Origin of the sequence: Arenibacterium halophilum (assembly GCF_005938225.1) — a bacterium.
GTDB lineage: Bacteria > Pseudomonadota > Alphaproteobacteria > Rhodobacterales > Rhodobacteraceae > Arenibacterium > Arenibacterium halophilum.
This window is the reverse complement of the sequence record NZ_VCPC01000003.1, coordinates 244,294-269,318: the sequence shown is the minus strand read 5'-3', so window position 1 is coordinate 269,318 and position 25,025 is coordinate 244,294. Positions and strand designations below refer to the sequence as shown.

24 protein-coding genes are annotated in these 25,025 nt (G+C 62.8%); 10 read left to right on the top strand and 14 right to left on the bottom strand.

Going from position 1 to position 25,025, the window contains the following annotated elements:
* Positions 1-6: 6 nt before the first annotated feature.
* From FGK64_RS14505 to FGK64_RS14480, 6 genes are all read right to left on the bottom strand, one after another.
* Positions 7-1,341, bottom strand: coding sequence for an MmgE/PrpD family protein (locus FGK64_RS14505; RefSeq protein WP_138864553.1), 1,335 nt, complete (start codon positions 1,339-1,341; stop codon positions 7-9).
* Between the two features lie 4 nt (positions 1,342-1,345).
* Positions 1,346-1,762 carry a carboxymuconolactone decarboxylase family protein gene (locus FGK64_RS14500; RefSeq protein WP_246057778.1) on the bottom strand — a complete coding sequence of 139 codons (417 nt, stop codon included), beginning with the start codon at positions 1,760-1,762 and terminating at the stop codon, positions 1,346-1,348.
* Between the two features lie 27 nt (positions 1,763-1,789).
* Positions 1,790-2,641, bottom strand: coding sequence for an isocitrate lyase/PEP mutase family protein (locus FGK64_RS14495; RefSeq protein ID WP_138864552.1), 852 nt, complete (start codon positions 2,639-2,641; stop codon positions 1,790-1,792).
* The gene (locus FGK64_RS14490) at positions 2,638-3,555 is read right to left on the bottom strand and encodes an NAD(P)-dependent oxidoreductase (protein WP_138864551.1); all 918 of its coding nucleotides are present in this window, start codon (positions 3,553-3,555) and stop codon (positions 2,638-2,640) included. The genes FGK64_RS14495 and FGK64_RS14490 overlap by 4 nt, the downstream gene beginning before the upstream one ends.
* An 18-nt stretch (positions 3,556-3,573) precedes the next feature.
* Complete coding sequence (locus tag FGK64_RS14485) at positions 3,574-5,505, bottom strand: TRAP transporter permease (protein ID WP_138864550.1); 1,932 nt, start codon at positions 5,503-5,505, stop codon at positions 3,574-3,576.
* Between the two features lie 75 nt (positions 5,506-5,580).
* Positions 5,581-6,612, bottom strand: a complete 1,032-nt coding sequence (locus FGK64_RS14480) for a TAXI family TRAP transporter solute-binding subunit (protein ID WP_138864549.1) — start codon at positions 6,610-6,612, stop codon at positions 5,581-5,583.
* 204 nt (positions 6,613-6,816) lie between these two features.
* Between FGK64_RS14480 and FGK64_RS14475 the strand changes: the two genes are divergently transcribed.
* Together FGK64_RS14475 and FGK64_RS14470 are read left to right on the top strand one after the other, a co-directional pair.
* Positions 6,817-7,737, top strand: coding sequence for an NAD(P)-dependent oxidoreductase (locus tag FGK64_RS14475; protein ID WP_210236579.1), 921 nt, complete (start codon positions 6,817-6,819; stop codon positions 7,735-7,737).
* Positions 7,734-8,501, top strand: a complete 768-nt coding sequence (locus FGK64_RS14470; RefSeq protein ID WP_171054089.1) for an SDR family oxidoreductase — start codon at positions 7,734-7,736, stop codon at positions 8,499-8,501. Before FGK64_RS14475 ends, FGK64_RS14470 begins: the two co-directional genes overlap by 4 nt.
* On the opposite strand, the gene FGK64_RS14465 is transcribed toward FGK64_RS14470, so the two are convergent.
* Entirely contained in the window at positions 8,498-9,310 is an 813-nt protein-coding gene (locus FGK64_RS14465; protein ID WP_210236578.1) for an N-acyl homoserine lactonase family protein, read from the bottom strand. The genes FGK64_RS14470 and FGK64_RS14465 overlap by 4 nt on opposite strands.
* A gap of 130 nt (positions 9,311-9,440) precedes the next feature.
* Between FGK64_RS14465 and FGK64_RS14460 the strand changes: the two genes are divergently transcribed.
* Positions 9,441-10,682 (top strand): DUF2254 domain-containing protein, encoded by a 1,242-nt coding sequence (locus FGK64_RS14460; RefSeq protein ID WP_138864546.1) that lies wholly within the window; start codon positions 9,441-9,443, stop codon positions 10,680-10,682.
* A gap of 99 nt (positions 10,683-10,781) precedes the next feature.
* Here FGK64_RS14460 and FGK64_RS14455 read toward each other — a convergent pair whose 3' ends face one another.
* The 6 genes from FGK64_RS14455 to FGK64_RS14430 all read right to left on the bottom strand — a co-directional run bounded on the left by FGK64_RS14455 (position 10,782) and on the right by FGK64_RS14430 (position 17,525).
* The gene (locus FGK64_RS14455) at positions 10,782-11,933 is read right to left on the bottom strand and encodes a PRC-barrel domain-containing protein (protein ID WP_171054088.1); all 1,152 of its coding nucleotides are present in this window, start codon (positions 11,931-11,933) and stop codon (positions 10,782-10,784) included.
* 201 nt (positions 11,934-12,134) lie between these two features.
* Complete coding sequence (locus FGK64_RS14450) at positions 12,135-13,217, bottom strand: sensor histidine kinase (RefSeq protein ID WP_171054087.1); 1,083 nt, start codon at positions 13,215-13,217, stop codon at positions 12,135-12,137.
* Entirely contained in the window at positions 13,214-13,687 is a 474-nt protein-coding gene (locus tag FGK64_RS14445; RefSeq protein WP_246057777.1) for a response regulator, read from the bottom strand. The genes FGK64_RS14450 and FGK64_RS14445 overlap by 4 nt, the downstream gene beginning before the upstream one ends.
* Positions 13,684-15,969, bottom strand: a complete 2,286-nt coding sequence (locus tag FGK64_RS14440) for a sensor histidine kinase (protein ID WP_138864544.1) — start codon at positions 15,967-15,969, stop codon at positions 13,684-13,686. The genes FGK64_RS14445 and FGK64_RS14440 overlap by 4 nt, the downstream gene beginning before the upstream one ends.
* Before the next feature lie 3 nt (positions 15,970-15,972).
* Positions 15,973-16,644 (bottom strand): response regulator, encoded by a 672-nt coding sequence (locus FGK64_RS14435; protein WP_171054086.1) that lies wholly within the window; start codon positions 16,642-16,644, stop codon positions 15,973-15,975.
* Positions 16,645-16,853: 209 nt separating this feature from the next.
* Positions 16,854-17,525 carry a TetR/AcrR family transcriptional regulator gene (locus tag FGK64_RS14430; protein ID WP_246057776.1) on the bottom strand — a complete coding sequence of 224 codons (672 nt, stop codon included), beginning with the start codon at positions 17,523-17,525 and terminating at the stop codon, positions 16,854-16,856.
* A 61-nt stretch (positions 17,526-17,586) separates the two neighbouring features.
* Here FGK64_RS14430 and FGK64_RS14425 point away from each other — a divergent pair, with 61 nt between their 5' ends.
* The 7 genes from FGK64_RS14425 (at position 17,587) to FGK64_RS14395 (ending at position 24,114) form a co-directional block, all read left to right on the top strand.
* On the top strand, positions 17,587-18,906 hold the full coding sequence (locus FGK64_RS14425; protein WP_138864542.1) for a flavin-containing monooxygenase: 1,320 nt from the start codon (positions 17,587-17,589) through the stop codon (positions 18,904-18,906).
* Entirely contained in the window at positions 18,903-19,799 is an 897-nt protein-coding gene (locus FGK64_RS14420) for a bile acid:sodium symporter family protein (protein WP_138864541.1), read from the top strand. The genes FGK64_RS14425 and FGK64_RS14420 overlap by 4 nt, the downstream gene beginning before the upstream one ends.
* On the top strand, positions 19,796-20,725 hold the full coding sequence (locus FGK64_RS14415) for an SDR family oxidoreductase (RefSeq protein ID WP_138864540.1): 930 nt from the start codon (positions 19,796-19,798) through the stop codon (positions 20,723-20,725). Before FGK64_RS14420 ends, FGK64_RS14415 begins: the two co-directional genes overlap by 4 nt.
* The gene (locus tag FGK64_RS14410) at positions 20,674-21,498 is read left to right on the top strand and encodes an SDR family NAD(P)-dependent oxidoreductase (RefSeq protein ID WP_281280416.1); all 825 of its coding nucleotides are present in this window, start codon (positions 20,674-20,676) and stop codon (positions 21,496-21,498) included. The genes FGK64_RS14415 and FGK64_RS14410 overlap by 52 nt, the downstream gene beginning before the upstream one ends.
* Positions 21,499-21,737: 239 nt before the next feature.
* On the top strand, positions 21,738-21,926 hold the full coding sequence (locus FGK64_RS22830) for a DUF2256 domain-containing protein (protein ID WP_425456641.1): 189 nt from the start codon (positions 21,738-21,740) through the stop codon (positions 21,924-21,926).
* A complete protein-coding gene (locus tag FGK64_RS14400) occupies positions 21,923-22,588 on the top strand; it encodes an SDR family NAD(P)-dependent oxidoreductase (RefSeq protein WP_138864538.1) in 666 nt (221 codons plus the stop codon). Before FGK64_RS22830 ends, FGK64_RS14400 begins: the two co-directional genes overlap by 4 nt.
* A complete protein-coding gene (locus FGK64_RS14395; RefSeq protein ID WP_171054085.1) occupies positions 22,582-24,114 on the top strand; it encodes a cryptochrome/photolyase family protein in 1,533 nt (510 codons plus the stop codon). Before FGK64_RS14400 ends, FGK64_RS14395 begins: the two co-directional genes overlap by 7 nt.
* Before the next feature lie 3 nt (positions 24,115-24,117).
* On the opposite strand, the gene fmt is transcribed toward FGK64_RS14395, so the two are convergent.
* Positions 24,118-25,023 (bottom strand): methionyl-tRNA formyltransferase, encoded by a 906-nt coding sequence (gene fmt / locus FGK64_RS14390; protein WP_138864537.1) that lies wholly within the window; start codon positions 25,021-25,023, stop codon positions 24,118-24,120.
* Positions 25,024-25,025: the final 2 nt, after the last annotated feature.

The following is a 25,025-nucleotide window of genomic DNA, read 5'->3' as shown; positions in this document are numbered from 1 at the left end:
AATTCGCTAGCGCGGAACGGTCGCGCGCACCAGATCGCCGACGTTTTCCATCTCGCCCAGTTTCCAACAGGCATCCAGCACCTGCTGTGCCTGATCACCGCCCAGCGCGGTGATCTGGTTCAGGAACTTGTCGTTCAGTTGGTCGTTGCTCAGCGGACGTTTCACGTTGCCGAGCGATTCCGGCAGGAACCTGTCGATCACCGTGCCGTCTTTCAGCGTCACGATGGCGCGCACGGAATCCGCCGATTGCCCGTCCACCGCCACCGGGGTCACCCGGTCGCGCATCGCGGCCAGCGCCGGGTCGGCGATGGCTTCGTCGGTGAATTCGCTCAGCCGTCCCTGCGCGCGCACTAGGCCAATGGCCGCCGCATGGTAGATCGAGAATTTGCCCTGCAAGCCCCGTGTCGGGCGCTGATCGCACAGGTCGCGCACGATGGGCGCCACTTGCAGTTCGACCTTTTCCACCTGCTCGGGCGCGGTACCCTCGGCGTGGATCGAGGAACAGAGTTCGATCGTCGGGTGGATGACGATGCCACAGGGGTAGGGTTTGTAGGTGATACCTTCAAACCGGTAATGGCTGCCGAAGCGGTCCATCAGGTTGTCGACATCCAGCATCCCGCCCGCCGTCACGGCCGCGAACCCGCGCGGGCCTTCCAGCGGCGTGTTGCCGGTGTTGAACCCAGCCTGCGCCAAAAACGCCGCTTCGATCCCGCAGCGCGCGGCATGGCCCGGGTGAAACCCCTTGGCCATCGAGCCAAAGTTGTCGCGCAGCCCCGAGGCCTGCGTGCCCGCCATGCCGATGGCCCAGAGCATCTGTTGCGCATCCAGCCCCAGCAGCCGACCGATCGCCACGGCCGCGCCGAAGATGCCGATGGAGCCGGTGCTGTGCCAGCCCGCCTGATAGTGGTTGGGATAGGTGGCATCGCCGATCCGCGTCACCACGTCGAACCCGAGCGCGAAGGCGTGCAGGAAATCCCGCCCCGAGATGGGATGCACCGCCGCCCAGGCAAACAGGGCCGAGGCCACGGGCGATGTGGGGTGGATGTAGTTGCTTGGCGTGGTGTCATCGAAATCGTGGATGTGCGAGCTGATGCCGTTCAGCAGCCCCGCCATCGACATGTCGACGGTTTCGCGGCGCCCCAGAACCGCCGCCGTACCGGGGCCGGTGAACTGGCCCAGCGCCTTCAGGGTGATGTCCATCGCTTCATGGTCGGCGCCGCCCAGCGCGACGCCCATGAAGTTGACCAACGCTCGGTGCGCCTCTGTCACCGTCGCGTCGTCAAGGCTGTCAGGCTGGCTGGCGGCCAGCGTCTCGGCAAAGTGCCTGCTCAGGTCTTGCATGGGGTTATTCCGCCGCCGTGGCCGCTTCGGCGTCCATTTCCTTGAACACCTCGGCGCAGACCTTCATGCTGTCCAGCGCCGCGGGAACGCCGCAATAAATTGCCACTTGCAGGATGATTTCCTGAATGGTTTCGCGGCTCAACCCGTTGTTGATGGCGCCGCGCACATGCAGGCGCACCTCGTGCGGGCGGTTCAGCGCCGACAGCATCGCCAGGTTGATGACGCTGCGCATCTCGCGCGGCAGACCGGGGCGGCCCCAGATCTCGCCCCAGCAATATTCGGTCACCAGACGCTGCACCGGCGCGGTGAAATCGTCGGCGGCATCCAGCGAGCGGTTCACATGCGCGGCGCCAAGCACCTCGCGCCGGATCTCCAGCCCCTTGTTGAACAGTTCGCTTTCCTTGGTCGGATCCATGCCCATCTGCGTTCTCCCTTGTGGTCGCTGGTGTCAGTGGCCGCCCGTCGGCTCGCCGACGAAACGGTTGAAATCGTGAAAATCGGTCATGCCTGCGGCAATCGTCTCGGTTGTAGGCGCGGCCATGAAGTTGCGCATCATGTCGCCCACCGCCTTGTGCACCGTCAGCATCGGTTCAATCGGGCAGAGGCTGTAATCGAACCCCAGGTCATAGGCTTCCTGCATGGTCAGCACCGGGCTTTTGCCCGAACGCGCCATGTTGAACAGCAGCGGCTTGCCCAGCGGTTTGATCCGCGCGGCCAGCTCTCGCATCTGGTCAAGGCTTTCGGGCGCATCGGCGTACAACCCATCCGCCCCGGCTTCGGCATAGGCCGTCAGGCGCGCCACGGCATCGTCCAGCCCCGTCACCGCGATGGCATCGGTGCGCGCGACAAAGAAGAAATCCGGGTCGGTGCGCGCTGCCAGCATCGCCTTGATCTTGGCGACCATATCCTCGGCGCTGACCAGTTCCTTGCCGTCGAAATGGCCGCATTTCTTGGGCATCTGCTGATCTTCGAGGTGCAGCACCGAGGCGCCCGCCTGTTGCCAGAGGCGCATGGTTTCCACCGCCTCGGCGATGCCGCCATAGCCGGTATCGGCATCGGCGAAGATCGGCAAAGACGTGCCGCGCGCGACGCGCTTGATGTGGTCATACATCTCGGCCTGCGTCAGCACGCCGATGTCGGGCGCGCCCGCGACGATGGCCGAGGCGGCAAAACCGCTGACATAGATCGCCTTGGCTCCGGCGTCCTCGGCCAGCTTGGCGGTCAGCGCGTCATGTGCGCCCATGCAGACAAAGGGGCCGTCATTGAACAGGGCGCGAAAGCGGGCGGACCGGGCGGTCATTGCGCGGCCTCCTTGGATTGCTCCAGCTCGAACCCGGCAAAGGTTTCGCACATGCGGGTGATGGCGGTGTGGTCCGCCCCCTGCCCCAGCATGTTGTTGGCCGCTGCCCATAGGTCGGCACAGGCGGCCGAAAACGGCGCGGGGGTCTTGGTGGCATGGGCCACGTTCATCGCAATGCCCACGTCCTTCGCCATAAGCGACAGGGCAAAGCCCCCGGCATCGAAATCGCGCGACAGGACGTATTGCTTGAACTTGTTCTTGGTCGAATTGTTCATGCCGGACGAGCTGTTGAGGATGTCGACCATTACGCCCGCATCCAGCCCGAACTTCTGACCGATCAACAGCGCCTCGATCCCGATCAGGAAACCGCCCGCAGAGACAAGGTTGTTCAGCGCCTTCATCGCCTGACCCGCGCCCAGGATGCCGACATGAGTGGCCGTGCCCATCGACGACAGCACCGGGTTGGCCGCCTTGAACACCGCCTCGTCCCCGCCCACCATGATCGTGAGCGTCCCGGCCTTGGCGCGTGGCACCCCGCCCGACACCGGCGCGTCGATCAGTTGCACGCCCTGTTCGGCCAGCTTCGCGCCGAAACCTATCGTGGCATTGGGATCGCCCGAGCTCATCTCGACCACGGTCAGCCCCTTGGGCGCGGCGCTGGCCAGCCCGGTCTCTCCGAACAGGACGGCCTCGACGATGGCGCTGTTGGGCAGCATGGTGACAACCGTTTCGGTCATCCCCGCCAGCGCAGCAGGGGTTTCCGCGACCTCGCCGCCGATTTCCCCGGCCAATTCCCGCGCCCGCGCGGTATCGACATCGCACAGGATCACCTGAAACCCTGCTTTGGCCATGTTGCGGGCCATCGGGGCCCCCATCATGCCGATGCCGATCAGGCCGACTGTTTGCTTGCTCATGTCCTCACTCCTTGAACGTCATGCGTCGCGTGCCGCCGGGGCACGGGCGCGGATTGCGAATTCGATGCCCATCAGCACGGCCAGCGCCAGCAGGCCGACGGTAGACAGCCACAGCGATGGGATCATCGTGACCACGGCGGCGATCAGGAACAGCACGGCGTGCCATGTCGGGATCGCCCGGAAGAACGGGTAGCGTTCAAAGCCAATGGCCAGCGCCAGAACCCCGATGGCCGTGGTTGCCAGAAGGTACACGCCCTGCACCGTCACCCCGCCGATCATCAGAATGCGCGGGTCGTAGATAAAGATGAACGGCACCGCGAAGCCCACGATCGACAGGCGCAGCGAATGGATGGCCGTCTGGATCGGGTCGGCATTGGCGATGGACGCCGCGGCAAAGACTCCCACCATCACCGGCGGGCTGATTGCGCTCATCACCGCGAAGTAGAAGATGAACAGATGCGCGACGATCAGCTCGATCCCCAGATCGACCATCAGTGGCGCCACCGTCACGGCGACCAGCACATAGGCGCCCACCGTCACCATCCCCATGCCCAGCAGGATGCAGGTGATCGCCGTCATCACGATCATCACGTGAATATTGCCGCCCGACACGATCTCGATCAGGTAGGACAGCCGGTCGCCCAGGCCCGTCATGGTCAGCACGCCGATGATGACGCCCGCAATGGCAAGCGAGCCGACCAGCGGGATGCAGGTGGCCGCGCCCTGACGCAGACCGTTCATGAAGTTGCCGATCAGGCTGTCGCGGGTTTCCTTGGCGATCATGCAGACCGCGATGAACGACAGGATCGCCAGCGTCACCGCGTAGTCAGCCGAGTACCGCTGCCACAGCAGCACCACCAGCACCACGATGGGCACGAAGAAGGGAATGACCTCGATGCTGGCGCGGCGCAGGTTGGGCAGCTCGGCCGGATCCAGACGCTCGATATCATATTTGATCGAGGCCAGGTGAACCTGCGCGAAGATGCAGAAATAGAACAGAAGGCAGGGCACCAATGTCAGCCCCATGATGGCGATCAGCGGGTAGCCGGTGATCTCGCTCATCAGGAAGGCGGTGGCGCCAAGGATCGGCGGAGTGATCTGGCTGCCCAGCGAGGCGGTGGATTCCACGCCCGCAGCGAAGGCGGGGCGATAACCGACGCGCTTCATCATCGGGATGGTGATGACGCCGGTGGTGACGATATTGGTCACGGCGCTGCCCGACATCATGCCCATCAGAGCACTCGCCAGGATCGCCACCTTGGCCGGGCCGCCGCGAAAGCGACCGGCAATCGCCAGCGTGAAGTTCATGAATTTCTGGCTGCCGCCGCTGCAATCCAGCAACGCCGCGAAGAACACGAACAGGCCGATGTAGTTCGCACCGATGGCCAAGGGCGTTCCGAACAGCCCGTCGGTGGAAAATATCTGGCTCCACAACAGCCGGTCGATGGTCAGCCCGGCGTGGCCGAACAACCCCGGCAGCAGGTTGCCGAAGAGCGCGTAGAGGATCGCGACAACCGCGACATAGTTCATCGGCTTGACGGCGGTGCGGCGCGTCATCTCCATCGCGCCAAGGATCAGGAAGGCGCAGCCGATCTTTTCCCCAAGCGACAGCGAGAACACCAACGCGAAGTCCAACCAGACATAGGCGACCCACAGGCAGGCCGCACAGCCTGCAAGGATCACCGCGTTCAGTACCCATTCTCCCGCCGAATTCCGCGCGAAGATGCGCGAGGGCAGGATGATGACCGTCAGCAACATGATGACCATCAGGTAGAAGGGCCGATAGACCAACGCGGGCGGCCCACCGAAGAACCCCGCGTACATCGGGAACAGGAACAGGATCAGCGCAAGGCCGCCGGTCGCATAGCGCCACAGCGGGCCACGGTTGATCGTCAGGTCGATCCCGTCGTCGACGACGGGCGGCGCGGATTTCGCGGCTTCAGCGGTCATGAAACGTATCCGATGTTTAAGGGGGACGTAGCGGGGTGACCGGCCCGGCGGGGTGCCGGACCGGATCGGGCCAACCTATTCCTTGGGAAGCAGGTCGGCGTAGGCCTCCCAGCCCGGTACGTTCATTTCCTTGTAGTACATCAGCGCGCCCGGATGCGGCGCGATCGGCACGCGCTTCAGCGCCTCTTGCAGGTTCACATCCTCGAACACCTTGGAACTGCGGTTCACCGTCTCGATGTTCTCCCACACCGCGCGGGTCATGGCGTAGACCAGATCGTTGGGCAGATCGGCATCCAGGAACATGAATTCCGGCGAGACAAAGGATTGCGCCGGGGCGGGCACATTCATGTTCGGGTATTCCTTGATGAACGGCCAGTCGATCGGACCGGCCCAGGGCAGCTGCTCGGCCACTTTGGCGGCACCTGCTTCGTCCGCCTGCAGCAGGGTCACGTCACGCGCGGTCGTCAGCTCCAGCACCGCGCCGGAATAGTCGCGCACATAGGACATGGCATCGATATTGCCGTTCTGCAGTTGGCTGATCGCCTCGGATGTGTCCATATAGCGGACCTTCACATCATCCAGCGAGACGCCGTTGTCGGCAAAGACGATCTCGGTCAGCTGATAGTTGGAGGTGCCGCGCGGGGCCAACGCGACGGTCGCGCCCTTGAGGTCGGAAATCTTGGTGAACCCGGTGTCGGTGCGGGCCAGAACGTTCAGCGGCACCTCGTTGTGATAGAACCAGAATTTCAGCGCGATGCCTTCACTCGGGAAGGGCGCAACACCGTTTACGGCGTTCGAAATCGTCAGCGGTGTCCCCACCCCGCCCGACCAGGCACCTTCGTGCGTGTGAATGGCGCTTTCGGCGTCAAAGCCCGGCGAAACGGCACCGCTGGCACGCACGCCCTGTACGTTCTCGGTGATGATCTTGCCCAGCGCCCCCGCCAGTACGCGCGAGTTGCCGGTGGCCGAACCGCCACCCAGGACCACCTCGTAATCCCAGTCGGGGCTGCCCAGTTTTTCCTGAGCGAGCGCAGGAATGCCCGCAACGCCAATCGCGGCTGCCGCCGAGATTCGCACGAAGAATCGTCTCTTTTCAAGATCAAACACTTGATATTCCTCCCAAAGTTTTCACCACCCGTCGACCGGGATCACGGCGACGATAGGCACATCAAGAATTGAATGCAATCATCCAGTAATACAATCCTGCATTTTTTCGGTTTCCCGCCGGGCCACGTTGACATTGGAAAAATCGTATGATGCTTATACAAAAAATCATGCGCCCGGTGCGCGCTGACCACGTTAGGATACGATGTGACATCCCACGACTTCTGCTTCATCGGCCTGGGCACCATGGGGCGCCCGATGGCCACGCGACTTCTGAATGCCGGCTATTCGTTGATCTGCTATGACCCGAACGCCGAGTCCTGCGCCACGATGCAGGCCGCTGGCGCGACGATAGCCTCCAGCGCGCAAGAGGCGGCCGCCGCCGCGCCCGTTGCCCTGCTGTCGCTGCCAACGCCCGACGTGGTGCGGGCCGTGATCTGTGGCGACGCGGGCCTGCTGGGCGCAGAGGGCGCGGCCATTATCGTAGATCTGTCGACCACCGGCCCTCAGGTCGCCAAGGAGATCGCGGCAGTAGCCGCAGAACAGGGCCGCACGCTGGTCGATTGCCCGATCAGCGGCGGGGCAGAAGGGGCGCGTAATGGCACGCTGGCGCTGATGCTGGCCGGGCCGGAGGCCGCCGTCACCCCGCTGGTGCCCGCGCTGGAACATCTGGGCAATGTCTTCCGCGTGGGCGACAGCGCCGGCCAGGGCCAGACGATGAAGGTGCTGAACAACCTGATGTCGACAGCGGCACTGGCGATCACCTCAGAAACCATGGTGCTGGGCGCAAAATCGGGGCTGGACCCCGACAGCATGATCGCGGTGTTCAACGCCGGGTCCGGGCGCAACACCGCGACCACCGACAAATTCCCGAAACACGTGCTGACCCGCGCCTTCGATTTCGGTATGTCGATTGCCCTTTCGGCCAAGGACGCCCGCCTATGTCTGGAAGAGGCCGACCGCATGGGCGTGCCGATGCCCGTCGGCACCGCCGTGCGCCAGATGCTGATGCTGACGCGCGACCACCTTGGCCCCGACGCCGACATGACGGAAATCCTCCGCGTGGTCGAGCAATGGGCCAAGGTCGAAGTGCACCGCAAACCCGCCAGCCAGGAGGCCGCGCAATGAGCCACCCCATCGCAATCATCACCGGCGCCAGCCGTGGATTGGGCCGCGCCATCGCGCTTGATCTTGCCTCTGCCGGATACGGGGTGGCGCTGACGGCGCGCGACGCCGCCGCGCTTGAGGCAGTCGCGCAGGACTGCACCAAGGCAGGCGCCCCTGTGGCGCTGACCTATCCGGCAGACCTGAGCCAGCCGGGCGAACCTGCCCGCGTGGTCGACGAGGTGATGAAACAGACTGGCCGCATCGACGCGCTGGTGAACAACGCGGGCGATACGCAGCGCGGCGATTTTCTGACGCTGACGGACGAACAGCACCTGTCGGGGTTCGCATTGAAGTACCACGCCACGGTGCGCTTCTGTCGTGCCGCATGGCCCCATCTGGAAGCGTCGAAAGGCGCGGTGGTCAATATTTCGGGCATTGGCGCCCATACGCCCGAGCCTGAATTCACCATCGGCGGGCCGGTGAATTCCGCGATGATCAACTTTTCCAAGGCGGCCTCGAAACGCCCCGGGGCGCCGCGCGTGAATGTCGTTTGCCCTGGTCATATCGAAACCGACCGGCTGTCGCGCCGCATCGAGGCTTACGCCGAAAAGCACGGGCTAAGCCGCGAGGCTGCAGCCGAAGAGATGCGCGCCGAGCTGGGCATCGCGCAGTTCGGACAGCCCGGCGATATTTCCGCCATGGTGCGCTATCTCTGCTCGGATCAGGCGCGGTACATTACAGGCGCGGTGTTCACAGTCGATGGCGGCGCGACACCGGGGATTTAACCGGAGCCCTTGGGCGGCACGTCCAGACGGTAAACGCCGCCCGCCCCCTCGCCCGTCACGCGGGGATACCACTCCATCACCAGCGGGTCGTGGCCGGGAATGATGTGATCGGCCGAGTCAGCCAGCGCCGCAACGGTGCGATAGCCTTCCAGCATTTCGGCCACGCTGTAGACCAGCGGAAATGGTGTGTTGGTGCGCATGTTGGCGTAAAGATGCGAGGCATCCGAGGCCAGCACGACCCAGCCCCGTTTAGTGAACACCCGCACCACCTGCAACCCGGCCGAATGCCCGCCAACCCGGTGCAGCGTCAGCCCGTCGGCCAGTTCGGCCGTGCCATCGTGGAACACCACCCGCCCCGCGTAGAGGTGGCGGATGTAACTCACCACATCCTCTACATCGAACGGACCGCGCAGCACATCGTGGCACATGCAGCGCCCGGTGGCATAAGCGGCTTCGGCATCCTGAACGTGAAACCGTGCGCGAGGGAAATCGCCCAGCGTACCTGCGTGGTCGTAATGCAGATGGGTCAGGATCACATCGTCGATCTTTGCCGGATCGACACCAAACCCGGCGAGTTGCCGCGCCGGAGTCTGGAACAGCTCGCGCCCGCGTGACTTGGCCGCATCAGGGCCGAACCCCGTGTCGATCAGAAACACCCGGTCGCCCCGCCGGGCCAGCCACACGTAATAGGCCAAGTCCGACGCAGATTCGTGAAAATCACCGCCGATGAAATTTTCCTGAGCGCTGCGCCCTGAATGGCGGGCATAGCCGATGGCGAACAACTCGAACGGGTCAGGGGTGTGGGTCACGATATGCGCTCCGATAGGATTGTATGATTCCACTACCGCAAATCTATTGGCTTGGCAAAACCGTTGATGTGCTCTGGCCTCTGCTGCCTTTTCGCGACACATTGCACCCAACCAGCAAAGGAGAACCCGTGTGGGATCGCGCGCGCGCCTAATCAAACTGCTTCAGGACATCAGGGCCAGCTATTGGTTCCTGCCCTCCTCGCTTGTCATCTGCGCGATGATCCTGGCCTGGGCCACGCTGTTTCTGGATCGACATGTGGGCGATCTTGGCTTCGATCTGCCCGCGTTTCTTAAAAACACGCAGGTCGACGGGGCCCGCACCGTGATGAGCATCGTGTCGGAATCGTCTTTCGGCGTGGCCGGGGTGATGTTTTCAATGACGATGGTGGCCGTGTCCTTCGCCTCTGGCAACTTCGGGCCACGGTTGATCGGGAATTTCATGCGTGACCGCGGCAACCAATGGAGCCTTGGCATTCTGGTTGCGACCTTCGTGTATGCCCTGCTGATCACCCGCGCGATCCAGACGGCGACCCCGGATGATGCGCAAACCGCGATCGAGGCGTTCGTGCCGCATATCTCGATTTTTACGGCGCTGCTGCTGATGACGCTCTCGGTTTTCGTGGTGATCTATTTCGTCCATCACATTCCCGAAACCATCAATGTCTCGAACATCACCGCTTCGCTTGGAGACCGACTGTGCGAGGCGCTGCGCAACCGGATCGAGGAACAGCAAGAAGAAAACCGCGACGGCACGCGGATCGACTGGGCCGAGCGCAGCGCGGATCTGTCGCTGACGTTGGGGGTGTCGGGCTATATCCAGACACTCAACAAGGCCGAGCTGTCGAAACTGGCCCGCGAACACAACCTGCTTATCGAGGTGACCGCGCCTGTGGGAACCTTTGTCACACCAGACACGGCGGTACTGCGCGCCTGGGGTCAGGTGCAGGATGGGGTTTCAGAGAGCGATTTGATCAACTGCTTCGCGTCAGGCAACAGCCGGACAGAACATCAGAACCTTCTATTCATCGTCGACCAGTTGGTCGAGATGATCGCACGGGCCTTGTCGCCGGGCGTGAATGACCCATTTACTGCGATCAACTGTATGAACTGGCTGTTTTCGGCCATGGTCGTGGCCGCCAACCATCGCGGCGGGCTGACCGAAACGCCCGATGGCCGCGTGCGCATAAGTGAAGTGACGTTCCTGCGCCTGCTGGAACAGGGATTTGCCCAGTCGCGACCCTATACCAAATCCGACCCGCTGACCGACGCGCACCTGCAAGAACTGCTTGCCCGGATGGAACGCGAAATCACCACCCTGCGCCACCTCAAGACGCTGCGCAGCTTCCGCCGGACGCTGGACAAAGCCGAATAGGACACGGTGACATCTGCGATCACGCAACGCTAACGTACAAAAAAGAAGCCCGCGAAAAATCGCGGGCCCCTCTTTACGTCTTCGGAAGTGAGAGAAGATTTACTGCTTCTCGTAGGTCGCCATGGCTTCCAGTTCTTCCTTGGTCTTGTTCACGTGGATGCGGATGTCACCGCCGTCGACCGCACGCTCGACATCAAGTTCGTCGGCATTCACGGCAACCGGCTTTTCGCCAATACCCAAGAAGCCACCCACGTCGATCACGGCCTTGTCGACAGTCGCGCCATCAGCCATCAGCAGTTCCGAAATCTCGCCGATCCAGTTCTGCTTGGCGTCGTAAACGCGGGCACCGGTCAGCTCTTCACTGGTGATCGCGTCAACCTTGACCACCTCGAAGCCTTCACGCGGCTCGGTCATGGTCGGCGCAGCAGCGTCGGCGTTTGCAACTGCTTCGTCAGTCTGCGCTTCGGCCGCGTCGGCAGTCTGCTCGATCTCGGTTTCAGCGGCTTCAGCCGTCTGGTCGATCTCGGCTGCAGCATTGTCAGCTGCCTGATCAACGTTCTCGGCAGCGTTCTCAGCCATCTGCTCGGTCGACTCGGCGGCATTCTCAGCCATCTGCTCCGTCGATTCAGCAGCGTTTTCGGCCATCTGCTCGGTCGATTCAGCCGCATTCTCTACCGATTGCTCGGTGTTTTCGGCCATCTGTTCTGCTTCGGCCTCAACCGGCTCTTCCGTAGTCATGGCAGCAGTCTGGTCAGCCGGAGCGGTCATTGCGGGGTCAGCCGCCATTCCCGACATCTGATACTCAGGTGCGTTTTCAAACGACTCTTTGGTGCCATTCATGACAAGGAAGTAATCGCTGTCATCGCCTTCGGTGGCGTCGTCCGACACGAACTTAATTGCGTCCATGTTCACGGCGACCTGACGTTCGCCGATGCCCAGAAAGCCGCCGATATCGACCAGAACAGCCTCTACAGCGCCGTCACGCGACAGGATCACGTCGTTGATTTCGCCGATGTCTTCCCAGTTGTCCTGGATACCTGCATAGGAGTCTGCGTCCGTTGCATTTTCAGCGGTGTAGACACGCATCCCGATGAAGTCCGAGGCCTGAACTTCCATCGGGCCCGCTTCCGTGCGGAAGCTGGAATTCGTGCTAGCCTGCATCTCTGCGGGCTTCGCGTCGGCGGCGGGGGCTTCGGTCTGCGTCTGTGCGAATGCACCGGTTGCGCCAACGGCAATCATCGCGGTGGTCATCAAAAGGCGTTTCATGTCTGATCTCCTCTAATCGGTTGGTCAAGTCCTGCCTGACCTTCGCTAGCACAACAGCAGCGCCCCGAAATTGGTTCCGCAGACAAAATGCGATTTGCCCCACCATGCGGGGTACCGGCGGAAATCCACCGAAATAGCACCCCGGAAATAAATCGATCAAGCCATTGATTTTAAACTTATTAAAAGTTACTGCGCTGCCAGATCATGGGCTTGAGCCGGGAGTGTAAAATGAATCCCGGCGCCACCTAAAGCTGAGGTGCCGCACCAAATTCGCCCCCCGTGACGCTCGACAATCTTGCGGCAGGTCGCCAGTCCAAGCCCAGAGCCCGCCACGCAATCACGCGACGTGAACCGCTGAAACGGCTCGAATATCCGATCCCGAAACGCAAGCGGCACACCGCGGCCGTTGTCTTCCACTGAAATACGCGTCAGCCCCGCCGCCGCGTTCGACGCAGCAATACGAATGTGCGTGGGATCGCTTGCCCGATAGCGGATCGCGTTCGATAAAAGATTCTGCAGAAGCTGCGCCAGAAGCGGGGCGGATCCGAATACAGGCCAATCAGGCTGGACAATTTCAATCCGCGCGCCGACATCCGCGATTTCGCTGCGCAAAGCGCTCTGCGCGCGCGCGGCGATGTCATTAAGACTGTATACATCGTGCCGGTCTTCGCCATCGGCGCCAATGTATTCGCTTAGACTTTGCACCAAGTCGGACATCTGCCGCCCGACGCCGCGCATCTCGTCAAGTTCACGAATGGCCTCGGCGCTGTCACCGGCATCAAGCGCCTTGGCGATGAGGTCGCACAGGAAATCGATACCCCGGATCGGCGCCTTGAAATCGTGCACCAGAACATGAGCAAAGGTTGCCAGTTCGCGTTGCTGCATCGCGATCTTGCGCTGCATCCGGGCAAGTTTTACGGACGCCTCGATCGTGGTAATCAACCCCTCAGGCGTCAGTTTTGCCTTTATCAGATAGTCGGCCGCGCCTTGTTGAATGGCCGACTTCGCGACATCCTCGTCGCCCGCGCCGGTCATCATGATCAGCGCCGCCCCCGGCCACCTGTCGCGCAGGCCCGATATGGCATCCAACCCGCTGACACGCGGAAGAAGATAATCCAACAGTACGGCATCCGGCGCGAAATCAGTAAATGCCAGCGCCGAAGCGCATCCATCGACTTCCGCAAGGGTCCATCCCGGCGCGCTGGCGCCCAGCTGACGCCGTATCAGCTTGCGATCTCCCAAATCATCATCGACAACCAGTATCTTCAATCGCAGACCCGTCCCGACTGCATTCGCATATCCGGCAGTTCGACAATGCGCCGGTAGTGATCCAGCGTGTTGACCAGGTCGGCGTAATGCGTGCCCAGACGGTTTTTCTGAATATAACCGGCCACATTCGCCGCATAGGCCGCTGCCTTGTCTTCCGCGGCGGTCGATGTTGTCAGCAGAAAGGCCACCGTGGCGCGCAGTTTCGGATCGCTGCGAATTTCCGACAACAGCTCCAGTCCGTTCATGCGCGGCATGTTGAGATCTATCAGCATGACGTAGCTGTCCAGCGTTTCAGTGGTTTCACCCCGCAGCAGTTCAAGCGCCTCGACCCCATCGACAACCCGCGTTACCGGGTTCGCAATATGAGACCGGTTCAACGCCCGCCGTATCGCCTTGGCATCACCATCGTCGTCTTCCACCAGAATGATATTCAGAAGGTTCTCTTCATCCATACAGGTCAGTCTTGTCATGCTGCCTTGCTCCCTGTTGTTCGCTTCGCGGTCGTAAGCGGCCAGAACATTCGGAAGGCCGCGCCACCTCCCGGCGCCTCCCCAAGCGTGATCGTACCGCCAGCGTGGTCGACATATTTCTGCACCATCGCCAGGCCCATGCCGCTGCCATCCACCTGATCGCGTGGTTTTAAGGTCTGGAACATTTCAAACACTTTACTGCGGTATTTTTCGGGGATGCCGGGGCCATCGTCTTCAACCAAAAATTCAATCCCGGCAGAAACTGGCACCGCATCGACACGAACCTTTCCGACAGGTTTGTCGTGATGCTTGATCGCATTGTTCATCAGGTTCAGAAGCACGGTGGTAATGGGCATCGCCGGGACCGAAATGGCGTCAAACCGGTCGGAAAACTGCACCGTGATGCCCGCCGTCACATGCCCCAGTTCATTCAAGGTCTCCCGCAAGGTGGCGCCGGAAATGACAGCTGAAACCTGTTCATCCCGACCGATGCGGGAATGCGCCAGCAAATCGTCCAGCAATCCCTCCATTCGGATTACGCGCGTGCGGATCAACCCCAGGTTTTCGCGGGTTTCCTCATCGAGCTGGTCAGCCAAATCTTCTTCCAGCCAGCGGCTGGCATTGTCGATCACACGCAGCGGCGCCTTCAGATCGTGCGAAGCGATATAGGCGAATTTGTCCAATTCGCCATTGGACCGTTCAAGCGCCTGGATCAGCCCTTCAACCTTCTGTTCAGCGGCCCGTCGGACAGAAATATCGCGCATGATGACAATCATGCGCGCGCCGTCGCCCGATCCGGTCTGGCTGACCGAAACATCGATCGGAACGGTGTCGCCATTGTTTCGCCGGGCCATGCATTCCGCCATTGATGCGCCCGCGTGGGCCGCAGCGATCGCTTGGGATAGACCTGCTGCCTGCAGACCCGCATCCAGAATGCTCAGCGGCTGGCCCGACAGTTCAGAGGGGTCTAGCCCGAACAGACGGCACGCTGCCGGGTTCGCTTCTTCGATAACGCCATCCTGCGTCACCGTCACAATCGCCTCGGCCGCGCCATCCAGAATGGCCCGCGACCGCGCCGTTTCGGCCAGCACATCATTGCACAGGCCGATGAACGCCTCTGTCATTTCGCCAACCTCGTCGCGGCTTGTTGCCACGATATCAAGCGGTTGATCCCGGCGGTGGCCGCGCACCGCCTGCGCGAGGTGCAGGATCGGCCTGGTCAGGCGGCCACCTATAGCTGCCGCGACAACCGCGGAAAGCAACACCAGCACGATCGCCGCCATCAACAGCCGCCAAAGAGCGACGCCCGCATCGGCCAGCAGAACATCCCGTGACATCGACGTCACGACAGACAGGCCCAGCCCCCTGCCGTCGTCGATGGTAAGCCGGTCAAAAAACAGCACGTTGCCGTCATGTTCGACCATCTCTCCCGGAACGTGGCCATCCGTAAGCGCCGCTGCGAAGGCCGGTATCGTGTAGTCGCTGTCTTGATGGAATTTCAGGGCTCCGGCGCCCGCCGAGGTGCCCAGACGCATGTAATCTCCGGCTTGGGTAAATGCGTGTACGGAAAGCCCCGGGTGTTCCAGAACCGCAGCCTGTGCGAGCAGCGCGGTGAAATCGGCGTTGATGACAACCGCCCCGAATACCACTCCTGAGTCATCCATGACCGGCTGGACATATCGGATCGTCGGTGGGCCGGTGATCTGGCCATGCTCTCGGTTGTACGTCACGTCAGAAAAGCGCCCGGCTCCGCGCTCCATCGTCGTGAACTCCGCGATATAGGGCTCTTGCCCCTTGGCCTGAAGCTGATCCGAAGACACACGGAAGGTTCTCCCCTCGGTCATGTCAACGCGGACGATCTCATGCCAGTTGTCGGCCCTGCCAATGAAGCGCAGTTGGGTATAATGCGGCCGATCCATAAACATCTGAGCGAAGATGTCTTCCAGCCGCCTGCGCCATTGCGCGTTGCTGGAGCCATCCATCGGGTCGATGCCGGCGGCGTCCCTGTCTGTTCTGATGATGCCCGAAATCGGCGGCATACCGGCCAGCATGTGCGCATCTATCCGGGTCTGATCGATCACCTCCAAAAGTTGTTGCGCATGGAACCGCGCAGCGAAACGAAGCTTGTCGTAAGCCGCGTCATAAGCTGTCTTGCGCAATTCGGAATAGGACATCGCCGCCATCACAGCAGCGGTGCCAAGCGTTATGAGCGCGCTGAGCAGCACCAGCTTGCTGCGCAATTGGGTCGGGTTCCTCAGGATATCGCTGCCCAGAACCGCCATGATCTATGCCGTTAGACTTCGCGTTTGCCCAACGAAGGTCGGCTTCGGGGTCGCGGCATCGGCGGTCAGCTCGGACATTTCGTCGAGCAAGGCAAACAGCTTGCCTCCGTCGGACTGCAGGCGCCGCAAGGCCAGCCTCCCTTCGTCGTCCTGGTCGATAAGGGCGCGAATATCGGCGATCTGCTGCAACAAGCCAACCGACAGGCGCTTCATCTCCGGCCCGCAGGACAACCAGTAGCGCACCGATGTCTGCGCCAGTTCGGCAAGGCCCGCGCCCTGTTCGGTGACCGCCGCCAGCATCATGTTGCGCTCGACAGCACCGGCTACGGCGCGGCGCAGGGAATCGACGGTCAGGCTGTCCTTGACCAGATAATCCGAACAGCCGGCGCGCATCGCCTCTACCACCGTTTCGGTGGCCCCGTTTGACGTGACCATGATGGCGATTGCGCTGCCATTTTCGTGGTGCGCGCGCAACGTTGCCAACGCGTCCAGCCCCGTATCGAATCCAAGGTGGAAGTCGATGAATACCAGATCGAACCGCGCGCCATTCAACGCCTCGGACAGCTCATCCAGATTGGCGGCTTCACTGGCTTCGAATTCCAGCCCGGCCTCGCGACTGGTTTCGATCAGACGCCGCCGGTCCATCCGGTGATCATCCAGAAACAGGACGCGCATGACACGTCCGCCAAACCCCCTGCGCGCCGGTGCGGGAATTCCCCCAATGATCGTTTCCGCCATACCAACCCATCCTTTGCCCTGCCCCCAAATCTCGCAAGACGCACGCAACGGCCGACAGATGCCGGGCGCACCGCGTGCAGAGCCAATATTTCCCAAGAATCGCTAACAAATCTTTAACGGGAGCGTGAACTGATGAAGATCGCGCCCTATGCGACAGGCTGTTGACCGGTGTGACAGGCCGCCAGCCCCGCTGCGCAGAAGGCGATCAACGACTTCAGCGGATCGACGGGTGCTGCCCCGTCGCCAAGGTCGGCAACGCGGGGCTGAGACGTCAACAGCGCCAACAGCGCGGCCACCGACATGACCAGCCCCTGTGCGGCATCGCGGCGGCACATCCCGGGGCAACAGCGCAGGATTTCGTCCACGAAGACCCTGGCGGCCGGATCGAATTGTTCGGCGGCAAGGTCGCGCCAGCGCGCATCCGCCGACACCTGCGCGACAAGGCGCGCGTAGTTCGCCCAACCCGGATCGTTCGTCGCCAGATCGAAGAACGGCGCGACAAAGGCCGAAACCACCCGGGTCAGCGGATCGCCTCTGCCTGTTCGCGACGCGTCGAGCGCCGCAAGACGCGCCTGTGACAGCACCCCGGCACGGCGCGCCACCACTTGCGCGAACAGGCGCGCCTTGCCACCGCCATGATGATGAACCGTCCCAACCGGCTCGCCTGCGGCATCGGCTATGTCGCGCACCGTTGCGCCATCAAAGCCGGATTGCGCGAACACCCGCTCGGCCGCGTCCAGCACCCGCGCCCGCGTGGCCAAGGCCCGTCGCGACGGCGCCCTCTGGCGCGGCGAGTTATCTGCAAGTGGCGGATGCATATAAATATCTTGCCTTATTTTGAACGCGCGTTCAAGTTAGCGAAGAGGAGTTGGAGGGCCGATGACCGAAACCGCCGGGCGATACGCGTTGATTGGAGCCGGACCAATGGGCTTGGCCATGGCCAAGGTTCTGGCCGAACACGGCATCGCCTTTGACGGGTTCGAGTTGCATTCGGACGTGGGCGGGTTGTGGGACATTGATGCCCCGCGATCAACGATGTACGAGACTGCGCATCTGATCTCATCTGCGCGGATGACCGAATTCGCGGATTTCCCGATGCGCAAAGACATCGCGGAATACCCCTCGCATCGTGATATGCGCAGCTATTTCCGCGATTTCGCGCAGCATTTCGACCTGTATCGACATTTCAGTTTCAACTGCGAGGTACTGAATTGCACGCCGCTGGGTGGTTCGGGCGAAGGGTGGCGTGTGACATGGCGCGACGAGTCTGGTGCAACCCGTAATGCCACCTATGCCGGTGTCATGATCGCCAATGGAACGCTCTCGACACCGAATATTCCCGCGTTCAAAGGCGACTTCACCGGTGAGATGATCCATTCCGCTGCCTATCGCCATGCCAGCCAATTCAACGGCAAACGGGTGCTGATCGTAGGGGCCGGAAACTCGGGCTGCGATATAGCGGTAGATGCCATTCACCACGCCGCGTCCTGCGATCTGTCGATGCGGCGGGGCTATTACTTTGTGCCGAAATACGTGTTTGGCAAACCGGCCGACACGCTGGGCGGAGCGATCCGCCTGCCGATGCCGATCAAGCGGGTGATCGACGGGACGATCCTGAAATGGTTCGTTGGCAACCCGCAAAAGTACGGCTTTCCGACACCGGACTACCGCCTGTACGAAAGCCACCCCATCGTGAATTCGCTGGTTCTGTATCACGCAGGACACGGTGATATTCGGGTGCGCCCCGATATTGATCGGTTCGACGGCAAGACAGCCATCTTCACCGATGGCACCCGCGCCGAATATGACATGGTGCTGACGGCCACGGGATACCGCCTGGATTACCCTTTCGTCGCGCCCGAGCTTCTGAATTGGCGGGGGGACGCGCCGCATCTGTATCTGAATTGCCTTGTCCCCGACCGCGATGATCTGTTCGTTCTGGGCATGGTCGAGGCCTCTGGGCTGGGCTGGCAAGGTCGCCACGAACAGGCCGAAATGGTTGCGCGCTATATCACGGGGCTGCGCGCAGACACCGCAGCCGCACATGATTTGCAAAAGACGAAGGCGGCAGGGTTCGAACGTGCAACAGGCGGTATGAGCTATATCAAGCTGCCGCGCATGGCCTACTACGTCGATAAAACCACCTACCGAAACGCCGTTGGCGGCTGGATCGCGCGACTGAAAGGCGCCCGGACATGATCGACGAGGCGGTTCTGGATTTCACACCCGGATCGTTGATGGTGCTCAACGGAATTCTGGCCATCGTGATGTTCTCTGTTGCGCTGGACCTGGCTCCACGCGATTTCCGCCGCCTCGCGCACGCGCCGAAACCGCTGATCGTCGGGCTCGTCTCACAGTTCATCGCCCTGCCGGCGCTGACCTTTGCGCTGGTCCTGCTGCTGCAACCGCAGCCCTCTGTTGCGCTGGGTCTGATACTGGTGGCGGCCTGCCCGGGCGGGAACATCTCCAACTTCATCACCCATCGCGCGGGAGGCAACGCGGCGCTGTCGGTTTCTATGACCGCCTTTGCCACCGTGGGCGCGATCTTTCTGACTCCGCTGAACGTCGCGGTCTGGGGCGGCATGTACGGCCCGACCGCGCAAATCCTGCGCGCGACCTCGATCGATCCGGTGCAGGTGGCGGTTACGGTCGGATTCATGCTGATCCTGCCACTGTTGCTGGGCGTGACATTGAACACGCACCGTCCGATGATCGCCGCCCGGTTGCGCCGCCCTTTGCAAACACTGTCGATGGTCATCTTCGCCGCATTCATCGTGCTTGCGCTGGCCGCCAACTGGGCGCAGTTCCTCACCTACGCCGGAGGCATTGCCGCGCTGGTCGTGCTGCACAACGCGCTGGCGCTGGGGGGCGGATTTACGCTGGCAACGCTGGCCGGGCTGTCCGCTTACGACCGCCGCGCGGTCACGATAGAAACCGGTATCCAGAATTCCGGCCTTGGTCTGGTGCTGATCTTCGGCTTCTTCGGCGGGTTGGGCGGCATGGCCGTGGTCGCCGCCTTCTGGGGGATCTGGCACGCGGTTTCAGGCATCGCACTGGCGCAGGTGATGCGCCGCACCCCGGCGGCCAGATGACCCGGGTCCTGATCACCGGAGCGGCGGGCATGATCGGCCGCTCAGTGCTGGCGCGCCTGAACGCCCCCGATGTCATCGCCACCGACCTTGCGCGCGGCACTCTTCCGCCGGACACCGCATTCGAAAGGCTGGATGTTACCACCGACGATCCCGCGCGTGTGATTGCCGCACACCGCCCCGACGTTGTTGTTCACCTGGCTTCCATCGTCACCCCACCGCCCGGAATGACGCGCAAAGCGGCCCATGCGGTGGATGTCACCGGCACCCGCAACGTCCTGCAAGCCTGTATCGACCATTGTGTGCGGCGGATCGTGGTCACCAGTTCCGGCGCGGCCTATGGCTATCATGCCGACAACCCGATGCCGCTGCGCGAAAGCGACCCGTGCCGGGGCAACCCAGAATTCGCCTATTCCGACCACAAGCGTCAGGTCGAAGAGATTCTGGCACGCGCGCGCATCGATCACCCAAATTTGGAACAGGTCGTACTGCGGGTCGGTACGGTGCTGGGCGCAGGTGTCGAAAACCAGATCACCGCCTTGTTCCGACGCAAGCGGCTGCTGGCGGTTTCGGGCAGCGACAGCCCGTTTGTTTTCATCTGGACCGGCGATCTGGCCCGCATCCTGCATCATGCCGCAACGGCCGCTCCGACCGGCATCTTCAATGTGGCCGGAGACGGCATGATGACGGTGGATGATCTGGCCCGCGCCCTGAAAAAGCCCGTGCTGCGCATCCCCGCAAGCCTGCTGCGCGCCGCGCTGGCCATTGCGCACCCCCTTGGCCTGACGCCCTATGGCCCCGAGCAGGTGCGATTTCTGCAATACCGCCCTGTCCTGTCGAACGACCGCCTGAAACGCGATTTCGGCATAATCCCGGAATGCACCTCGGCACAGGCCTTCGACATCTGGAAACAGGCGGCAGCGCTTTGAAAACGGCCGTGATCTCGGGCGGAAACGGGGGCTTGGGTCGTACCTTGGCTGCGCAGCTCATGGCGCAGGGCTGGCATTGCGTCCTGATGGACCTCACGACCGAAGGGGTGACGCTCGGCCCCGCCTGCACCCCGGTTCAGGTCGATCTGACCGATCCAAAGGCTCTGTCGATGGCCGCGCAAAAGATCATCGAAAACCGCCCCTCGATCGACCTAGTGATCTATAATGCCGGCGTCTCGCATATCGGCGGCTTCGACTCCAGTGACGAGAACAGCCACCGCCGCGTGTTCGAGATCAACTATTTCGCCGCCGTCAACATGGCCCGCGCCTTCCTGTTGCCGGTCCGGAAAAGCCGTGGCGCCCATCTGGCGATTTCGTCTGTTGCCGGCTTTGCGCCGCTGCTGAACCGCACCGCCTATGCGGCGTCGAAACATGCGATGCAGGGGTTCTTCGCCTCGCTCCGCGCCGAGGAACACACCCACGGCGTGCGTTGCGCCATCGCTGCGCCCAGCTTCGTCGCCACCAACATCGGCCGCCCGGATCGCGACGACAATGGCATCGTGCGCCCCGGATCGGCCAGCGACGGGCTGGACTACATGACACCCGAAGATGCGGCGCGCGTCATACTCTCCGGCCTGAACCGCGGTCGCGATTTTATCCCCGTGGGTCGCGTCGCGCGACTGTCCTATTGGATCATGCGGCTGTCACCGTCGCTCTATCAATACCTGATGCGGCGCAAGATCAGCGGCAACGCCACGCCGTCAAAGCCCTAGACCCGGGGCGCAAAGGCCTGCCTCCCAGGGCCGCACAGCGCTAAGCGCGCCAAATACCGGCCGCGATCAGCCTTTTCCGACTCATCAACTCGATATGGCGCACACCCATTCCGGTACAGTCAGACCGTCGCCTTCCATATTCACTATTCACAATATACTCACTTCCCGTCACGATCCGATTCCGACCGGGCGCGGCGGATAGATCTGGCGAGAGTGAACCGACTGCAGCGCCCGCGCGTATGTCTGACATGACTTCGCAAGATCAAATACCTGCGCCATCTGGCCGGATGCGGCGCAAGGGCGATCTCCCTCACAAGGACTGCGCGGCCTGTGGCCGCCCCTTCGCATGGCGGCGCAAATGGGCGCGCTGCTGGGACGAGATAAGGTTCTGTTCAGACCGATGCCGCAGAACGCGGCGCGCGCCATGACCGGGCGGGCGTTGGTTATCGGCGCCTCGGGCGGTATCGGCGCGGCCTTGGCAGCGGCCCTCGACGCGCGCGGCGATGCCGTCACCGCCCTGTCCCGCTCGGGCGACGGGTTCGATATAACCGATCCGCACTCGGTCTCGACCCACATGGCCGCACTGGAGGGACCATTCGATACGATCCTGATCGCCTCAGGCATCCTGTCACCGAAGGACTCGCGGCCCGAAAAATCGCTGGCCGAGATCGACGCAGAAACAATGGCCCAGGTCATGGCAGTGAACGCCATTGGCCCGGCGCTGGTGCTGGCGCAGGTGCCGCGCCTGCTGCCGCGCCGGGGCCGCGCCGTCGCGGGCGTACTCACAGCGCGGGTCGGGTCGATCGGCGATAACGGGCTTGGCGGGTGGTACAGCTATCGCGCCTCCAAGGCCGCTGCGAACCAGATCGTCCGCACCGCCGCCATCGAAATTGCCCGCAAATACCCCGATGCGGCGGTTGTCGCCCTGCACCCGGGCACCGTTGAAACCGATTTCACGCGCAATTACCCCGCCCATCGCAAGGTTTCGCCCTCGCAGGCCGCTGAAAACCTGTTGCACGTGCTCGACAGCCTGACTCCAGCCCAGACAGGTCAGTTCTTTGACTACGCCGGAGAGGTGATCCCATGGTGAAACCCCGGCTGGTTCTGGTGCTGGGCGACCAGCTGAGCGACGACCTGTCGGCGCTGCGCGCCGCCGACAAGGATCGCGACGTGGTGGTAATGGCCGAGGTGATGGCCGAGGCCGAATATGTCCCCCACCACCCGCAAAAGATCGCGCTGGTGCTGGCGTCGATGCGCAAATTCGCCGCGCACCTTCGCAAGGACGGCTGGACCGTCGCCTACACCCAGTTGGACGATACCGACAACGCCGGCTCGATCCCCGGAGAGTTGCTGCGCCGTGCCGAAGGCTACGAGGCCGACGAAATCCTCTATACCACGCCCGGCGAATGGCGGCTGATCGCCGCGCTGGAAGACGTGCCCCTGCGCATGACTGAACACCCCGACGACCGCTTCCTGTGCTCGCGCGAGTGGTTCGCCCAATGGGCCGAGGGCCGCAAGGAATTGCGGATGGAGTGGTTCTATCGCGAGATGCGGCGCGACACCGGGCTGCTGATGGAAGGCGACGACCCCGCCGGCGGGCAATGGAATTACGACGCCGACAACCGCAAGCCCGCCAAGGGCGACGCCGCCCCGCCCAAGCCGCTGACCTTCGACCCCGATGAGGTGGTGACAGACGTGCTCGACCTCGTAGACGCGAAGTTCGGCAATAATTTCGGCACCCTGCGCCCCTTTGGCTATGCCACCACCCGCGATCAGGCGCTGAAGGCGCTGGATCATTTCATCACCCATGCCCTGCCCCGCTTTGGCGATTATCAGGACGCGATGCTGACGGGCGAAGGCACCATGTGGCACGCCGTGATCTCGCCCTATCTGAACATCGGCCTGCTGGACCCGCTTGAGGTGTGTCAGCGCGCCGAAGCCGCCTATCAGGCTGGAAAGGCCCCGCTGAACGCTGTCGAGGGGTTCATTCGCCAGATCATCGGCTGGCGCGAATTCGTGCGCGGCATCTATTTCCTTGAGGGGCCGGATTACCCGACCCGCAATGCCCTGAAACACGCGCGCGCTTTGCCACCGCTGTACTGGGGGGTCGAAACCCGCATGGCCTGCCTGTCTCAGGTGGTGGCCCAGACCCGCGACACCGCCTATGCCCACCACATCCAGCGCCTGATGGTCACGGGCAACTTCGCCCTGCTGGCGGGCGTGGATCCGGCCGAGGTGCACGAATGGTATCTGTCGGTCTATGCCGACGCGTTCGAGTGGGTCGAGGCACCGAACACCGTGGGGATGAGCCAATTCGCCGATGGCGGGGTTGTCGCGTCGAAACCCTATGTCAGCTCGGGCAACTACATCGCCAAGATGTCGGATTACTGCACCGGCTGTGCCTATGACGTGAAGGCGAAGATGGGCAAGGACGCCTGCCCCTTCAACCTGCTGTATTGGCAGTTTATCGACCGCCACCGCGAGCGGTTCGAAGGCAACCAACGCATGCGGATGATCTATCGTAACTGGGATGGGCGCGATGCCGATGACCGCAAGCAAATCCTGTCAGAGGCCGAAGACTGCCTGGCCCGGCTGGATGCGGGCGACCCGGTTTAGCGGCTAAAGCCGCGTGCCCGGTGCCACCGGGTTGCCGCGCAGAAAGCTGTCGATGTCCTGCGCCGACTTGCCCGCGCGCTGCACTCGCGTTGGGCGGATCGCACCCGCACCACAGGCAATCACCAGCGTGTCGTCCAGCACCTCGCCCGGCAAGCCTTGGCCGGGCACCACATGCGCGCCCAGCAGCTTGACCCGCGCGCCGTCAATCTCGCACCAGGCGCCCGGAAAGGGTGACAGCCCGCGTATCTGGCGGCTGACCACCTCGGCCGGGTCCGACCAGTCGATCCGCGCCTCGGCCTTGTCGATCTTGGCGGCATAGGTCACGCCGTCCTCGGGCTGCACTTGCGGAGTCAGCGACTCCAGATCGCCCAGCGCGCGCAGAATCAGCGCCGCACCCATCTGCGAGAGGGTGTCGTGCAACTGCCCGGTCGTGGTGTCGTCGCCAATCGCCACGCTGTCGCGCAACAACACGGGGCCGGTGTCCAGCCCGGCCTCCATCTGCATGATGCAGACGCCGGTTTCCGCATCGCCTGCCATGATCGCGCGGTGGATCGGCGCGGCCCCGCGCCAGCGCGGCAATAGCGAGGCGTGGATGTTCAGACAGCCCTGCGCGGGCGTGTCCAGCACCGCCTGCGGCAGGATCAGCCCATAGGCAACGACCACCGCAACGTCGGCATTCAACGCGGCGAAATCCGCCTGTTCCTCGGCGCCCTTCAGGCTGACCGGATGGCGCACCGGCAGGCCCAGCGCCTCGGCGCGGGCATGCACCGGAGTCGGGCGGTCTTTCTTGCCCCGCCCCGCCGGGCGCGGCGGCTGGCAGTAGACGCAGGCAATGTCGTGCCCGGCCTCCACCAGCGCTTCCAGCACCGGGACCGAGAACTCGGGCGTGCCCATGAACACGATCCGCATGC

Coding starts and splice junctions, on each gene's coding strand:
- FGK64_RS14505 (WP_138864553.1), bottom strand. CDS start 1,341: ATGCAAGACCTGAGCAGGCACTTTGCCGAGACGCTGGCCGCCAGCCAG.
- FGK64_RS14500 (WP_246057778.1), bottom strand. CDS start 1,762: ATGGGCATGGATCCGACCAAGGAAAGCGAACTGTTCAACAAGGGGCTG.
- FGK64_RS14495 (WP_138864552.1), bottom strand. CDS start 2,641: ATGACCGCCCGGTCCGCCCGCTTTCGCGCCCTGTTCAATGACGGCCCC.
- FGK64_RS14490 (WP_138864551.1), bottom strand. CDS start 3,555: ATGAGCAAGCAAACAGTCGGCCTGATCGGCATCGGCATGATGGGGGCC.
- FGK64_RS14485 (WP_138864550.1), bottom strand. CDS start 5,505: ATGACCGCTGAAGCCGCGAAATCCGCGCCGCCCGTCGTCGACGACGGG.
- FGK64_RS14470 (WP_171054089.1), top strand. CDS start 7,734: ATGAGCCACCCCATCGCAATCATCACCGGCGCCAGCCGTGGATTGGGC.
- FGK64_RS14455 (WP_171054088.1), bottom strand. CDS start 11,933: ATGACCACCGCGATGATTGCCGTTGGCGCAACCGGTGCATTCGCACAG.
- FGK64_RS14445 (WP_246057777.1), bottom strand. CDS start 13,687: ATGACAAGACTGACCTGTATGGATGAAGAGAACCTTCTGAATATCATT.
- FGK64_RS14440 (WP_138864544.1), bottom strand. CDS start 15,969: ATGGCGGTTCTGGGCAGCGATATCCTGAGGAACCCGACCCAATTGCGC.
- FGK64_RS14435 (WP_171054086.1), bottom strand. CDS start 16,644: ATGCGCGTCCTGTTTCTGGATGATCACCGGATGGACCGGCGGCGTCTG.
- FGK64_RS14430 (WP_246057776.1), bottom strand. CDS start 17,525: ATGCATCCGCCACTTGCAGATAACTCGCCGCGCCAGAGGGCGCCGTCG.
- FGK64_RS14425 (WP_138864542.1), top strand. CDS start 17,587: ATGACCGAAACCGCCGGGCGATACGCGTTGATTGGAGCCGGACCAATG.
- FGK64_RS14420 (WP_138864541.1), top strand. CDS start 18,903: ATGATCGACGAGGCGGTTCTGGATTTCACACCCGGATCGTTGATGGTG.
- FGK64_RS14415 (WP_138864540.1), top strand. CDS start 19,796: ATGACCCGGGTCCTGATCACCGGAGCGGCGGGCATGATCGGCCGCTCA.
- FGK64_RS14410 (WP_281280416.1), top strand. CDS start 20,674: ATGCACCTCGGCACAGGCCTTCGACATCTGGAAACAGGCGGCAGCGCT.
- FGK64_RS22830 (WP_425456641.1), top strand. CDS start 21,738: ATGTCTGACATGACTTCGCAAGATCAAATACCTGCGCCATCTGGCCGG.
- FGK64_RS14400 (WP_138864538.1), top strand. CDS start 21,923: ATGACCGGGCGGGCGTTGGTTATCGGCGCCTCGGGCGGTATCGGCGCG.
- FGK64_RS14395 (WP_171054085.1), top strand. CDS start 22,582: ATGGTGAAACCCCGGCTGGTTCTGGTGCTGGGCGACCAGCTGAGCGAC.
- fmt (WP_138864537.1), bottom strand. CDS start 25,023: ATGCGGATCGTGTTCATGGGCACGCCCGAGTTCTCGGTCCCGGTGCTG.